Origin of the sequence: Mycobacterium sp. NPDC050853 (assembly GCF_040653875.1) — a bacterium.
In the GTDB taxonomy this organism is placed as follows: Bacteria; Actinomycetota; Actinomycetes; order Mycobacteriales; family Mycobacteriaceae; genus Mycobacterium.
The window spans coordinates 155,705-170,696 of the sequence record NZ_JBFAGW010000004.1 but is presented as its reverse complement, the minus strand read 5'-3'; the positions used below and the strand labels follow the sequence as shown (position 1 = coordinate 170,696).

General features: G+C 64.2%; 8 protein-coding genes. 1 reads left to right on the top strand and 7 read right to left on the bottom strand.

Annotated elements, in window-relative coordinates:
• Positions 1-95 precede the first annotated feature (95 nt).
• A complete protein-coding gene (locus AB0H22_RS15345; protein ID WP_180747856.1) occupies positions 96-1,838 on the top strand; it encodes an amidohydrolase family protein in 1,743 nt (580 codons plus the stop codon).
• Here AB0H22_RS15345 and AB0H22_RS15340 read toward each other — a convergent pair.
• The 7 genes from AB0H22_RS15340 to AB0H22_RS15310 form a co-directional block, all read right to left on the bottom strand.
• On the bottom strand, positions 1,835-2,335 hold the full coding sequence (locus AB0H22_RS15340) for a nuclear transport factor 2 family protein (RefSeq protein WP_180747855.1): 501 nt from the start codon (positions 2,333-2,335) through the stop codon (positions 1,835-1,837). The genes AB0H22_RS15345 and AB0H22_RS15340 overlap by 4 nt on opposite strands.
• A gap of 90 nt (positions 2,336-2,425) precedes the next feature.
• Positions 2,426-5,971 (bottom strand): carboxylic acid reductase, encoded by a 3,546-nt coding sequence (gene car, locus AB0H22_RS15335; protein WP_358147154.1) that lies wholly within the window; start codon positions 5,969-5,971, stop codon positions 2,426-2,428.
• Positions 5,972-6,013: 42 nt separating this feature from the next.
• A complete protein-coding gene (gene car / locus AB0H22_RS15330) occupies positions 6,014-9,580 on the bottom strand; it encodes a carboxylic acid reductase (protein WP_358147153.1) in 3,567 nt (1,188 codons plus the stop codon).
• Between the two features lie 405 nt (positions 9,581-9,985).
• Positions 9,986-10,576, bottom strand: coding sequence for a methyltransferase domain-containing protein (locus AB0H22_RS15325; protein ID WP_180749605.1), 591 nt, complete (start codon positions 10,574-10,576; stop codon positions 9,986-9,988).
• Between the two features lie 56 nt (positions 10,577-10,632).
• Entirely contained in the window at positions 10,633-12,693 is a 2,061-nt protein-coding gene (locus tag AB0H22_RS15320; protein ID WP_358147152.1) for a hypothetical protein, read from the bottom strand.
• Positions 12,694-12,823: 130 nt separating this feature from the next.
• A complete protein-coding gene (locus tag AB0H22_RS15315) occupies positions 12,824-13,393 on the bottom strand; it encodes a GNAT family N-acetyltransferase (RefSeq protein ID WP_358147151.1) in 570 nt (189 codons plus the stop codon).
• Positions 13,394-13,449: 56 nt separating this feature from the next.
• Complete coding sequence (locus AB0H22_RS15310; RefSeq protein ID WP_358147150.1) at positions 13,450-14,955, bottom strand: MFS transporter; 1,506 nt, start codon at positions 14,953-14,955, stop codon at positions 13,450-13,452.
• Positions 14,956-14,992: the final 37 nt, after the last annotated feature.

The following is a 14,992-nucleotide window of genomic DNA, read 5'->3' as shown; positions in this document are numbered from 1 at the left end:
TAGCAATCGATTGTGAAGCATCTGTGAAGATGTGAATCGGATTGCGGGATAGGCTGGGTATCTGCTGATCGAACGGGGTATTGACCATGGAGCCTATGGCGACATTTGACCTGCTGGTGCGCGGCGGCTTGGTATTCGACGGGACGGGTGCGCCCGGCCAAGCCTTGGATATCGGGGTCCGCGGCGGCAAAGTGGTGGCCATGGCCCACGATCTGTCGGGCGCCGATGCCGATGAGGTCATCGAGGCCGACGGCAAATGGGTCATCCCCGGCATGATCGACGTGCACACCCACTACGACGCCGAGGTGCTTGTCAGTCCTGGGCTCGGCGAATCTGTGCGCCACGGCGTCACCTCCGTCGTTTACGGCAACTGCTCGATGTCCGCGGTGTACGCCGAACCGGAGGATGTCGCCGACCTGTTCGCCCGGGTGGAGGCTCTGCCCTGGGATGCGGTGCACTCGGCCCTCAAGGAGCACAAGGATTGGGACGGGCCACGCGGATACCGCGAGGCCATCGAGTCACTTCCGCTGGGCGCCAACGTCGCGACACTCATCGGACATTCCGATATCCGTGCGGCGGTGATGGGTCTCGCGCGTGCCACCGATTATGAGGAGCGGCCCACATCCGAGGAGCTGGCTCGGATGCGCGCCATGGTGGCCGATGCGCTCGACGCCGGATTCGCCGGGTTGTCCACCGACCGGCTGCGCTTCTCCAAGCTGGAAGGCACGCGGTTCGCGGGCCGACAGTTGCCGTCCACATATGCGACCTGGCGCGAGTACGGGGCTCTCTATGACGTGGTCCGGCGGCGCGGCGCCGTCGTGCAGTCGAATCTCGATGTGGAGAAGCGGCCCGAGACGGTCATGCATTTCCTGCTCAGCGGTGCCCGTCCCTGGCGCCGCGCGCTCAAGACCACGCTGCTGGCCGCCTTCGATCTGAAGAGCAACCGGTCGGTGATAACACTCCTCAAGGCGGCGACCGGTGCCCTCAACCCGCTGCTGCGCTCCCAGGTCAATTTTCAGCTGCTGGCGGTACCTTTCCATCTGTACTCCGACGGTATGGATCTGGTGATCTTCGAGGAGTTCGCCTCGGGCACGGCGGCGTTGGATATCCGCGATCAGCTCCAGCGGGTCGACCTATTCAAGGATGAGGGGTACCGGCGGCGGTTCCGCAAGGAGATGGCCCAGAAGTACGGGGTGGTGGCCTGGAACCGCGATATGTACGACACCGAGATCGTCGGCTGCCCCGATGAATCGGTGGTGGGCAAGTCCTTCGGCCAGGTGGCCGACGCCCGCGGTGTACAGCCGGTGGACGCCTTCCTCGACCTGGTTGCCGAGCACCCCGGGAAGGTGCGCTGGCATACCACCATTGCCAACGACCGTACCGACGTTCTCAACGAAGCCATCAAGTATCGGCATTTCCAGTTGGGCAACAACGACTCCGGTGCACACCTGCGCAACATGTCCTTCTACAACGCCGGGCTTCGGTTGCTTAAGCGCGTCAAGGAGGCCTGCGAGGCGGGCAAGCCGTTCATGCCATTGGAAGCCGCGGTGCACCGGCTGACCGGTGAGCTCGGTGAGTGGTACGGCCTGGATGCCGGGCGGCTCCGCATTGGCGATACCGCCGATATCACCGTGATCGACCCTGTGGGCCTTGATGATTCACTTGAGGGGTACCACGAGGAGTACATGACGGAATTCGGGGTATCTCGGCAGGTATGCCGCAACGACGGGGCGATCGCTGCCACGGTCGTCGGTGGGCAGCGGCTCTACTCCTACGGCACCTTTGTCGATGGCTTTGGCAGTACGGTGAAGGCCGGGCGGTTCCTCGCCGCGCGTTAGCCGAGCCACCCCATGTTTTTCCCGAACGTCTCTGCCGAAGAGGACAGCGAGCCCAGCTCACTGCTGCGCTGCACGTAGCCCTGGATGGCCACCATGAACTGCATCGGGTTGTAGACGTCTTCCTCGTTGGCCCAGTGATTGTCGCCGGCGTAACGGAAGATGCTGATATTCGTTGCTTCCCAGACGCTTCCGTCGCCGGGGTCCTTCATCCGGTTGACCAGCTCGCAGATGACCCAGCCGTGCTCCTCGTCGACCACGTGCCAGTTGGAGAAGTAGTGGGGCATCTCCACCCCTGGGAATTCGGACATGGTCTTGACCATCGACTCACGGATGGCTGCACGGCCCTCGAAGGTGCCGTAAGTCGGTTCGATATAGGTGGCGTCCTCGGCGAACAGATCGGCGTACTTGGCCCAGTCGCCCTTCGGGCCTATCTCCTCGACCACCCGCAGGTGATGGTCGAACATGCTCTGCAGTTCGTCCCGTGACCACTGTCCCATGGCGGGGACAGTAACACCGGGAGCGTTTTCAAATCCGGGCTTTCGCCGGTGTCACCCGGAATTGAAAGCGGGACACAGAAATTCGCGCGACTACAGCAGCCCGAGCTGCTTCAGGTCCGTCGCGTACTTGACGACGAGCTCCCGGGTGAGGTGGGGGATATCGGTGTTCTGGGCGGATTGCACGCCCTCACGGAATCTGACCGCGGGCAGGAAGGCCCCGTTATGCGCGTGCTGTGAATACCGGTACGCGTGTAGCAGTGGGAGTAGCGAGTGCTGCTTCTGCTTTTCGGGCAGGCCGCGGATGGCGGTGTCGAAGCGGTCGAACCATTCGCTGTACTTGGCGATGCGCTGGATGGGGTATCCGGCGTCGATGAGCCAGTCGACGAAGCTGTCCAATGAGACTCCGTCGGCGTGTGGGTTCACCGAATCGTAGGTGTGGAAGCCCTCGATGGCGCGGAGTGCGGTGATGGCCGAAGCCGTGAAATCTGCTGGCAGGCCGTCGTAGTGGGCGAGTGGGCGTTCTCCCGTGGCCTGTGCCTGATAGAAAGAGCCGGGGGCGATACCGGTGGCGATGAGGCTGAGGATCAGTCGGGTGAACTGGTCGGGGACGTTGAGCTGGCCGGTGTAGCGGCTGTGGGCCAGGATCATGTCGGAGCGGAAGACGGCCACGGGCAGGCCGCACAGATCGTGTGCCTCGCGTAGCAGCACTTCACCGGCCCATTTGGCGTTGCCGTAGCCATTCGCGTACCCGTCGTCGATCGGGCGGATCGCGCTGATGGTGCGGATATCGGCGTCCTCGTCGAACACCTTGGGGTCCACCGAGATTGCCACGGCGACGGTGGACAAGTAGGTGACGGGCTTGATTTTGGTGGTCAATGCGAGCTTGATGATCTCGGCGGTGCCAACGACATTGGGGCCGAATAGCTGTTTGTAGGGGAGTACATGGTTGACGAGTGCGGCGGGGTGGATGATGAGGTCGACGGTGTCGGCCAGGTGCTGCCAGGTGTCGGAATCAAGGCCCAGGTCCGGGTCGCCGATATCGCCGGGGAGCACTTCGAGGTGCTTGTCGGCCAGTGACCGGAAGTGCTTGAGCAGTTCGGCGTCGCCGCTGTCGAAGGCATCTTCGAGTCGCTCATATGCGGCCTGGGTGTCCTTGCCGCGGACGATGGCGATCAGCTTGCCGTCCGTCTTGTCTAGGCGCTCAAGCCATTCCAGCGCGAGAAATCGGCCGAGGTAGCCGTTGGACCCGGTGAGTAGCACGGTCTGTGGTGCGCCGGTCGATTTGGGGAGCGACGGGGCAGCCTGCAGCGTGGCCTCGTCGATGAATTTGTCGAGGGTCAGATCGGCCGCACGGATCTCGGTGTGCCCGACACCGTGCACCGACTCGGCGGTGGGACGCACAGAACCGGAGTCACGTTGTGTCTCCACAATGCGCGCGATGGCGGTCAGATCGTTGGCGGCGCTGACGATATCGCCAACCGGAATTTCCACGGCGAAGATGTCGCGGAGCAGATCAGAGAACGCCAGGGCGGATAGCGAATCACCGCCAAGGTCGATGAAGTGAGCGTCCGGACTGACGTCCCCGGTGGCCAGACCCAGGAGCGCCGTTGCCGCGCGCTGCACGGTGTCCAGGACAGGCTTGCCCTCGTGTCCCGCCGAGTGCAGGGCCTGCAATTCCAGCGCCTGCGCGATTGCGATATCGGAGTACAGCTGTTCCAGGCGGGCACCGTACTTCTCATGCAGCTTCGGTCGCGCCAGCTTCGCGATACCGGTCAGCAGGCCGTTGGCGGCCGTGAACGGTTCACCCTCCACCAGGAAGTCGCGTGGCACCTCGTAGGGCTGCAGCTCGGCATCTCGAGCGATCTGCTGTAGCGACTCGGCGAGCAGGCGCTTAAGTGACTGGTCATCACCCTGGCTCAGTTCGAGTGCCTCGGGTGTCGGCACCACGACTGCCAGCAGATAGGACCGCTCGCTGCTGCCGTAGACGCAGATCTGTTGCACCAGTGGGCTGTTGGCGTACTCGGCTTCGAGATTGGCGATCGCGACGAACTCGCCCTGAGAGAGCTTGATGACGTTGTTGCGGCGGTCGACGATCTGGATCTTGTCGGGCTGCAGCTCGGCGACGATGTCCCCGGTCTTGTAGTAGCCGTCGGGATCGAACACGTCGGCGGTGACATCCGGGCGCTTGAAATACCCGCCGAATACCGATTCGGCCTTCACCAGCAGCTCGCCGCGTGGGTGTGGTTTGTCGGTGGAGAAGTAGCCCAGCTCGGGCACGTCGGTGAGTTTGTAGTCGATGACGGGTGGACGCTGGATCCAGCCGTTGCGCACGATGACACCTGCCTCCGTTGACCCGTAACCGTCGGTGATGCGGGCATCCAGGCAGGACTCGATGAACGCGGCCAGCTCCTCCGAGAGCGGGGCCGAGCCGCACACGATCGTCAAAACGCGTCCGCCGAACAGATTTTCACGGATGTCGGCCTTGACCTCGGCGTCGAGGGCAGCCGGATCGGCCGCGGAATCCATACCGGCGCGGCGTTCCACTTCGTTGCGGTAGCGCTGAAAGAGCATGTCGCACACGCGGGGAACAAGGGTCACCACGGTCGGGCGGGTCAGGGTGATGTCCTCGAACAGGGTGGACATATCGCTGGATGCAGCGAAGTAGGCGAGGCCACCGCAGGCCAGTGCGGTAACCAGGCTGCCCCGTCCCATCACATGGCTCATCGGCATGAAATTCAGGTTGATCAACGGAATTTCGGCCTTGGAGCTCAGGGTGTCGGCCCGCAGCCATGGTTTGGCGACCATCTTCTCGGTGTAGGTCGCGCCCTTGGGGGTACCGGTACTTCCCGAGGTGTAGATCACCAGGGCCAGCGGATCGGTATCGTCTTCGGCGGTGAACAGTGGGGCCTGCGGAAGAGCCCGCCCGTGCCCTATCACCGCAGACATGGGCTCGACGGCAATGGGCAGCCCGGCCTCGGAGATCCTGCGCTGCGCCGTCTCGATACTCTCTCGCTGCGCGTCGACACCAGCGTGATAGTCGAAGACCGTGATATGTCGTAGCGATGGCGTGGCGAGCACCGATTCCATTGCCACATCCAATAATTCGGCGCTCACGGCCAGCACCGAGGGCTCGGATTCGGCCAGTATCGCGGTCCAGCTCGATGCGGGCGCGCTCGTCTGCAACGGAACCGCTACCGCGCCCAGATGGATACACGCGAGATCAGCCGCGGTGTAGTCGACGCTGGTGAAGCCGAGCATCGCGACGAAGTCTCCGGCGCGTACCGGATGGACGGGATCGTGGTACCAGGTGGAGGCCAGCGCGCGCGCCATACCCCACAGCTCTCCGTAGGTGACGGTCTCGAACTCGGGCAGTGCACGTAGCGTCGACCGTCCGGTCTCGTCGGTGACGAGTTCTTGGGCCCGGTGTCCGAGGGCCGGCCGGTCGGCATACCCGTCCATGATCGCGGTGACCACTTCGGCCAGGCGCATGCCCGGTACCGCAACGGCAGCGTCCACCCCGGGATCGGGTTTGGCGGCCAGGAATTGCGGATCTTCGGTGAACAGCCGCCTGACGCGGTCGCCCAATCGCTGACGACGTGCTTCCTTAGTGTTGTCAGCGGCGGCGTCGATGGTCATATCGGGGAGCTTACGAAACCTCGAATTCTGTAAGCGCGCGGGTTAGAGCAGACCGAGTTGTTCCAGGTCCTTGGCGTACTTCACGATCAGCTCCTCGGACAGGTGTGGAATGTCGGTACCGCCGTCCTGATCGGCCGGACCGATTCCAGCGGCCTGCACCGCGTGCTGGAAGCGCTTGGCCGGAACGACGCCGTGGTCCTCGGCACCCTGGGGCCGCTCGAACGCGTGGAGCAGGGGCAGCAGGGAATGCTGCTTCTGTTTTTCGGGCAGGCCGCGGATGGCGCTGTCGAAGCGGTCGAACCACTCGCCGTAGTTGGCGATGCGCTGGATGGGGTATCCGGCGTCGATGAGCCAGTCGACGAAGTTGTCCAATGAGAGTCCGTCGGCATGCGGGTTCACGCAGTCGTAGGTTTCGTATCCATCGGTCACCTGCGTGCCCAACGTGGTGATCGCCTCGGCAGTGAAGTCACCCGGCAGGCCGTCGTAGTGCGCACGCGGACGCTCACCGGTCGCCTGTGCCTGATAGAAGGAGCCGGGGGCGATACCGGTGGCGATGAGGCTGAGGATCAGTCGGGTGAACTGGTCGGGGACGTTGAGCTGGCCGGTGTAGCGGCTGTGGGCCAGGATCATGTCGGAGCGGAAGACGGCCACGGGCAGGCCGCACAGATCGTGTGCCTCGCGTAGCAGCACTTCACCGGCCCACTTGCTGTTGCCGTAGCCATTCGCGTACAGCTCGTCGACGGGGCGCGCGGCGCTGATGAGACGGATATCGGACTCTTCGTCGAATGTTGTCGGATCGACATACGCCGCGACCGCTACCGTCGACAAGTAGGTGACGGGCTTGATTTTGGTGGTCAATGCGAGCTTGATGATCTCGGCGGTGCCAACGACATTGGGGCCGAATAGCTGTTTGTAAGGGAGTACATGGTTGACGAGTGCGGCGGGGTGGATGATGAGGTCGACGGTGTCGGCCAGCCGCTGCCAGGTATCGGAATCAAGGCCCAGATCCGGGTCGCCGATATCGCCGGCCAACACCTCAAGGTGCTTGTCCGCAAGCGAGCGGAAGTGCTCGAGTAGTTCGGTGTCGCCGGTGTCGAAGGCACCTTCTAGACGCCGGTAGGCGGCGTCGGCATCCTTGCCGCGGACGATAACGATCAGCTTGCCATCTGTCTTGTCCAGACGCTCAAGCCATTCAAGAGCCAGATAGTGGCCGAGGTAGCCGTTGGACCCGGTGAGTAGCACGGTCTGTGGTGCGCCGGTCGATTTGGGGAGCGACGGGGCCGCTTGCAGTGTGGCCTCGTCGATGAATTTGTCGAGGGTCAGATCGGCCGCACGGATCTCGGTGTGCCCGGCTCCGTGCACCGACTCGGCGGTCGGCCGGGTGCCTCCCGAATGACGTTGGTCGTCAATGAACTTCGCGATATCGCTGAGGTCGTTGGCGGCGCTGACGATGACGCCGACGGGTACCTCGATGCCGAAGATGTCGCGCAGCAGATCCGAGAAGGACAACGCGGACAGCGAATCGCCGCCCAGATCGGTGAAGTGTGCGTGCCCAGACAGCTCGGCCGACGAGACACCGAGTAGGGCTTGCGCGGCCTTGAGTACCGTCTCCAGCGCGGGCTTGTCCGGGTCCACGCCGTGCAGCGCACGCAGCTCCGCGGCCTGCTGCTCGGCGATATCGGTATACAGCTGCTCCAGCCGATCGCCATAGTGCGCCTTGAGGTTCGGGCGTGCCAACTTGGCGATCCCGGTCAGTAGACCGTTGCCCTGAGTGAACGGCTGCGGCTCGACTATGAAGTCGCGCGGGACCTCGTAGGACTGCAGCTGGATTTCCTTGGCGATGTCCTGCAGCGAGTCCGCGATGGTTGCCTTAAGGGCCGCCCCGTCGCCCCGAGCGGTGGCGACAGCCTCAGGTGTCGGCACCACGACCGCCAGCAGATAGGATCGCTCGCTGCTGCCGTACACGTAGATCTGGTGCACCACAGGGCTGTTGGCGTACTCGGCTTCCAGATTGGCGATCGCGACGAACTCGCCCTGGGAGAGCTTAAGGACGTTGTTGCGACGGTCGATGATCTGGATGTTGTCGTGCGCGAGTTCGGCGACGATATCGCCGGTCATGTAGAAGCCGTCCTGGTCGAAGACGCCGGCTGTCACCTCGGGGCGCTTGTAGTAGCCGAGGAACATTCCGTCGGTCTTCAGCAGCAGTTCACCGCGTGGATGCGGCTGGTCGGTGGAGAAGTAGCCCAGCTCGGGCACGTCGACGAGCTTGTACTCGATCACCGGCGGGCGCTGCACAATGCTGTCGCGGAACACCATGCCTGCCTCGGTGGATCCGTAGCCGTCGGTCAGATGCAGCTCGAAGCAGGACTCGATGAATTCGCCTAGCTCCTCGGACAGCGGCGCCGAGCCCACCATGACGGCCAGCACCCGGCCCCCAAAGAGGTTGTCGCGGATCTCGGCCTTGACCTCGGCGGACACCGAGTCCGCATCGGCGGCGTTACCACCGGCGAGACGGCGATCCACCTCGGTCTGGTACCGCTGGAAGACCATGTCGCAGACCCGGGGAACCAGCGCGAGCGCGGTGGGTCGGATCAGCTCCATATCTTCGAAAAGCGTTGACATGTCGCTGGATGCGGCGAAGTACCCCAGGCCACCGGTTGACAGGGTGGAGGTGAGGGTGCCGCGGCCCATGATGTGACTCATCGGCATGAAATTGAGGCCGATCATGGGCAGATTTTCGGTACCGGCCATGACGTCTTCGCGAATCCACCAGCGGCGCACGATATTTTCACTGTGCATGGCGCCCTTGGGGGCTCCGGTGCTGCCGGAGGTGTAGATGAGTAGCGCCAACGGATCGTCGTCGGCGACCGGCGCGTACAGCGGTGCACCGGGAAGCTCCGTGCCGCGGGCGATCACGGAATCTAGGGTCTCGATCGCGATACCGGTTCCCGCGAGCCGTGCGCGGGCGGCGTCAAAGGCCTGGCGTTGCTCGTCGACCTCGGGGGTGTAATCGAAGACCACGATCTGCTTGATCGACGGCGTGGCGAGTACGGATTCCAGTGCAGTGCTGAGCAATTCGACGCTGACGGCGAGAGTATTCGGTTCGGCCTCGGCGAGAATGGTGGTCCACTGCGAGGTGGGTGCACTCGTCTGCAGAGGTACCGCGACGCCGCCGAGGATCATGATCGCGAGATCCAGCACGGTGTAGTCGATGCTGGTGAATCCGAGGGTCGCGACAAGGTCGCCGCCCTTGACGGGATGGGACGGATCATGGTGCCAGGAGGCGGCGACAGATGTTGTGCGGGACCACAATTCACCGTAGGTGACGGTGTCAAAGCGGGGGAGGAGACGCAGGGTGGTACGTCCCTCGGCGTCGACGACGAGTTCGCGCGCACGCTCGCCGAGGGCAGGGCGCTCGGCGTAACCGGTCATCAGGGTCGCGATGGCTTCGGAGAGATGTAGGCCTGGCTGCAGGACCGCTTTGGCGACTGCCGGGTCGCGCCGCGTGGCGCGGAACTGGGGATCGCTCTCGCGCAGGTTCTCGATACGACGGGTCAGCTGCTCCAGCTGCGGGTCGGTCGTGACGGTCTCGGTGTTTGTCGCAGTCATGGACAGCCTCTAATCGACAGGGTGCTCTTTGGGACTCTGAAAGTACATTACCTAAACTAACGATATATCCCGATATGGTATTCCTCACAATCGGCGCCCTTTGCCGGTGGCGTCAAGTAGTTGCGTGGAAATCTCGCACAATCCAGGATTGGCCAGCGTCGCGAGCCATGAAGGGAGGCGTCATGACACAGGCAAAGGTTGCTACACAGAATCCCCTCGGCGCCGAGCGCTCGGGGTGTGGGTGAAGAACTGGGCATCGATGATCGAACCCGGAACCCTGCGGGCGGCCGGGCAAGCGGCCGGTATGAGCAGCTTGCCGAGCCGGCTGCACGTCACTCGGCGGCGGTGTGGCTGGCCGACATGACATCTACGCAGGCTTCTACTCGACATCTACCCGCGTAGATGTCATCTCGGCGGCGGGGAGCTGAACTCGACAATGTCGCGCCACCGGCTTCCGGTTGCCGACTTGAACGCGAAGCTCTCCGATTCGGCGAGGGCGCGTAGCTCGGCAATGCCCAGGCGATCGGGATCGAGGAAGATCTCTTGGAAGACCAGCCGCCCACCGGGTTTGAGTACCTGTGCCAATGACCGGATGCAGGCGGGCTTGTCGGGGACCTCGCCGATCACGCTGGAAAGGAAAGCGACGTCAAAGGTGTTGTCCGGGAAGGGAAGTCCGTTGCCGGCGTCGCCGGAGTGAAATCCGGTGTTCCGGTATCCGGCTCCGTCGAGCTTGCGCTTGGCCTTGTCGAGCATCTGAGGCTGCACGTCGAATAGGTCGAGACGTCCGGAGGTGAGTCGGGGGGCGATCTGGATGCTGAACATTCCTGGTCCAGGGCCGATCTCCAGCACGCGTTCGTCACCGCGCAGTGCCAGCTGCTCGATCACCCCGGCGGGATTCACGAACTTTCGGTGTATCGGATTGTCGAGCAAGAAGGCCGCCTGGTGGGGAAAGGGGAACTCGCCAACCCGACGCACCTGGTGTATCACGGTGTCTATCCATGTTGTAGGCATGAACTAAGGGTACCCTAATTAATGCCTCGAATGGGGTCTCGCTAGTGGTGGCCGCCGCCCGCGCTGGGTGCCTGCGCGGGTGTGCTGTAGGTCGGCGCCTCCCGCGTTGGTGCCTCCCGTGTTGGCGCGGCGGGTTCCGGCGCCGACGCGCGTGACTGGGGCGCCTCACGCTCCACGGGTGCTTGCTTCGCCGGGGCCTCGACGGGTACCTGCTGTGGGGCCGGTTCCACCGTGGCGCGCGGCTCGGGTGTCGGAGCTTCCTGCGATGGCGTGCTCCGTTGCCTGGTGGGTTCCGGTGCGGTGGACGGTTCGGCGGTTGGCACAGGGGGTGCGGTGACTGTTTGACGTGGGGCGGGTGTCACCGGCGACGCGGGTGTCTCTGGCGTTACGGGAGTCGGGGCCGCAGGGGTGGTCACCGGTGCCGATGTCTCGTCCTTCGGCGTGGGGGCCGGCGCTACCGAGGTCGGTGCGGGGGCCGGCGCACTCGTGGTGGCCTTGGCCGGGGCGGAAGGCTCGGACGTCGGCGTCGGTGATTGTGACGGTTCCGTCGATGGGGCCGGACTTGTGGTGCCGGACGTCGCACGCGGTTCTGTGGAGGGAGTGCGCGTCACCGGCGTCACCGCCGGAACCGCGGGGAGCGACGGGGGAGTGAAATCCTCGGGTACTTGCTTCGGTGGAGCCACAGGTGCCGTCACCGTCAATGCCGGTGGAGTAGAAGACTTTTCGTCGGTAGGAGACGCCGGTTTCGGCGACTGCTCGGGAGCGGAGGCGGGGGCCGCCAGCTCCTTGCTGAAGTTGCGGACCGACTTCGTCGACAGGTCCTTGACGAGGTCCGCCGACGGGCGGGCCGACTTGTCATCGGCCAGGAACTGCGCGAGCGACGCATCCAGGCTCACAACTGGTTCTGCGGCGGCTGGGCGATCGGCGACGCGGGCGGTGCTGGTCACGGGGGACCAATCGCGCTCTAACGGGTTATCCCAGTTGCGATTGAGGTTCCAGTCCCGGTACTGGGTGGGGTCGATTCCATGTGACTGGTCCCAGAGATTGCGGCTGAACACCGGGTTGGTGTTCTGGAACTTCCACTCGTAGTACTGCCGGAAGGGGTGATACCTGTCATACCAACCCTGGTCGCGCGGATCGTTGTCGTTGCGCTGACCCCACTCATTGCGGCCATCCCGGTCGCGGCCGTCGTGGTTGTATCCGGACCAGTTGTAGCCGTCCCAGTTGTAACCCCAGCGGTCGTATCCCCACCTGTCGTAACCCCAGCGGTCATAACCCCACCGATCGAAGCCCGTGAAGTCGTATCCGTACCGATTGAACCCGGACAGTCCCCAGTTGAACCAGTCCACGACGTTGTATCCGTAGAGCAACATCCACGACGGGTCGTAGCCGCCCAGATCGCCCAGGTTGGGCGTCAGCGGTGGCGTGACGGGCGCCGGCCAGTCGGCCACCGGATCGACCGGGATGCCAGGAGGCAGGGGAGCCGAATAGGCCTGGGGTGCAGGGGAGGGGGCGCTGGCCGCTGCGGCGTAACCCCAGCTCGGCGGCGGCGTCGAAGGTCCTACGGGCGACGCGTTGGCGGCCAGATTCGCGTCGGCGTTTACGCCCGGGGCCGCGGGCAGCGCAGGGAGCTGCTGCGCCTGCTCCGGTGTGTACTGGCGCAGCTGCTGGGTCAGCTGCAGATAGAGATTTTGCAATGAGGTGCGTTCGTCGGAGGCGGATACGAACTCCAGTCCCCGCTTGGCTTCGTTGAGTGAGGTGCGGGCGGTGGTGAGCTGGTCGGGCGACGGTTGCTTGCCGGTGCCGAGGATGTCCTGAGCGTTCTTGAGCTGGGAGACCACCGCGCGCACCGCCACGTCCTGCGAATGGGCGGGGAAAACGGTCCTGTCCAGCGCCCACAGCGAGCCGCCGGGCTGTGCGCCATAGGCCGCGCCCATAACCACAGCGAACAGTAGGCCGACCAGTGTTCCGAAGGCCGCCGCCCGTAACTGGGACTCACCGGGCGTGAACTGGCTCCACCGCGGGGGCGGTTCGGGAGCGTCCTCTGGGAACTCCCAAATCCGCATCGCCGTGTCCTCGACGGGAGGCGGAACAATCGTCATCTCAACCCTCTGCACTACCGATCAGCACTAATACACACCGAACTCTAGGTATTCCATCGCCACGACAATCGCGGTCGTTACCGATTCTCAGCAATCTCGCAGGTCTCCTATCAGCGATGTTGGGGCGCAATCAGTCCCGGTACATCGCCCAGAGGGTGGGGCCGCCGGACGTTGGCTTGATCTCCTGGACCACCTTGAAGCCGAAGCGTTCGTACAGCGGGTTGTTGCGGATATTGGAACTCTCCAGATATGCGGGCCCCTCGATCTGATCGATCTGATGTTTGATCAGCTCGGAGCCGATGCCCTTACCGGGAATGGTGGCGCCGATGGTCGCCAGATACCAGTGCGGGTGCTTGGGGCGGACAGCCGCGGCGGCACGTGCGACTGCCGCACCGCGGATGACCCCGAGTCGGAGTGCGCCGAGTAGCAGCGGGATGGCACGCATTTTCTGCGCGCTCGGCGGCTCCCAGCTCGGGGGATCCCAATGCGCGGCGCCAACCGCCACGCCGTCCTCGTATAGCAGGTATTCGCCCTGGCCGGACCCGTGTAATGCCAGCGAGATTCCGCGGAAAATCGCCTCATCACGCCGGGGGTCGGAATTGACCCAACGGACCACGGGATCCTCGGCGAATGCCGTGGCGATCACTCGGTGGGCGACGGCCTCGTTGGTGGAGTCGATGTCTCGGATCTTGCGGGTCATACGTGTTCTACGAGTCCGGAGCGCCGAAGGTTCCCGGTGAGGCCGGGTTAGTCCGGTTAGTCCTGGGTGCGGCGCATCGCGAGGGCGGCCGCGATCGCGGTGGCCACCAGGATCAGCGTCGACAACCCCGCCACGGCATGGATGCCATCTGTCCATCCCGTCCTGGCGAGCTCGGCTGCGGCGGCGCCGGTGTCACCACCGAGGTCTTTGGCGCGAGCCATGGCCTGCCCGAGTGTTTCGTGCACTTGGGTACGTGCCGCGAAGACCGCCGAGGCCAGGGCGCCGAAGACCGCCAGGCCGAAAGCCTGCCCGAGTTCGAAGCTCATCTCCGAAATGCCCGTAGCCTGACCGGCCCGTTCAGGTGGAGCGGCACCGAGTGCGACCGCTGACACGAAGGTGAACATGACACCGGTACCGATGCCGGCGATCACCGTCCCGGCGATGTAGACGCCGACCGGCCCGTGCGGACCCAGCCCGAGCAGCACCGCATTGCCGGCGGCCATTGTCAGCAGGGAGGTCACGAACGTCCAGCGCTGTCCGAGCAGGTGTTCGATCCGTGGTGCCGCCATCGAGAAGTAGGCGATGGTTACCGCCATGGGCAGCCCCAAGAATGCGGCGGCGAGCACGTCGAATCCGAGTACAGACTGCACATAGAGTCCGGTGAGGTACATGGTGGCGCCGAAGGTGGCCATGGCGCCGACGGTGCCGATGATGGTCACGGTGAATATTCGGTTACTGAACAGGTCGATTGCCAGCAGCGGGTGCGGGTTACGCATCTGCTGACGAATGAACACCCCGAGCGTGACCACACCGATCACGCCGGTGATCGCGACAGAGGGCGAGAAGCCGTGTGTGGCGAAGGCTTTCACCGCGTAGACGAGCGTCATGATCCCGACCATGGACAACGCGACGCCGGCAAGGTCGAAGGGCGACGGGACCGGGTTGCGATACTCGGGGATGAGTATGGGGGCGGTGAGTAGCAGCACGACCAACACCGGTGCGTTGATGAGGAACACCGAACCCCACCAGAAGTGGTGCAGCAGGATGCCGCCGATGACGGGCCCGACGGCCGCGCCGAAGGAGAAGGCCGCGGTCCAGATTCCGATCGCCAGCGCCTTCTGGCGGGCGTTGGGGAACATGACACCGATGAGCGCCAGGCTCGCGGGCAGCAGCGTGGCCCCGCCCACACCCATCAGGGCGCGCGCGGCGATCAAGGCCAGCGGGGTGGGTGCGAACGCGGCGAGTACCGAGGCGATTCCGAAAAGTGTTGCACCCCAGAGCATCAGGCGTCGTCGTCCCCACCGGTCGCCTAGGTTGCCCATGGTGATAAGCAGACCGGCGAGCAGGAATCCGTATACATCCAGGATCCAGAGCTGTTCGGCCGCTGATGGATTGAGCGACTCGGACAGTCGCGGCATCGCCAGGAACAGCACCGAGACGTCCATGGACACCAGGAACACGGGCAGCAGCAGTGTCGCCAGCCCGAACCACGTACGGCGTCCAGCGCGCGCACCCTCGGGGGTGGTCGCGTTTTCGGGCGCAGGGGTCTTGCAGGTGCTCATCGGTATCGCTCCGGTATATTTTTGCGCGTACGGCGTA

Excerpts from the sequence above, each read along its gene's own strand:
- AB0H22_RS15345 (WP_180747856.1), top strand. The coding sequence starts at position 96 with ATGGCGACATTTGACCTGCTGGTGCGCGGCGGCTTGGTATTCGACGGG.
- AB0H22_RS15340 (WP_180747855.1), bottom strand. The coding sequence starts at position 2,335 with ATGGGACAGTGGTCACGGGACGAACTGCAGAGCATGTTCGACCATCAC.
- car (WP_358147154.1), bottom strand. The coding sequence starts at position 5,971 with ATGACCATCGACGCCGCCGCTGACAACACTAAGGAAGCACGTCGTCAG.
- car (WP_358147153.1), bottom strand. The coding sequence starts at position 9,580 with ATGACTGCGACAAACACCGAGACCGTCACGACCGACCCGCAGCTGGAG.
- AB0H22_RS15320 (WP_358147152.1), bottom strand. The coding sequence starts at position 12,693 with ATGACGATTGTTCCGCCTCCCGTCGAGGACACGGCGATGCGGATTTGG.
- AB0H22_RS15315 (WP_358147151.1), bottom strand. The coding sequence starts at position 13,393 with ATGACCCGCAAGATCCGAGACATCGACTCCACCAACGAGGCCGTCGCC.
- AB0H22_RS15310 (WP_358147150.1), bottom strand. The coding sequence starts at position 14,955 with ATGAGCACCTGCAAGACCCCTGCGCCCGAAAACGCGACCACCCCCGAG.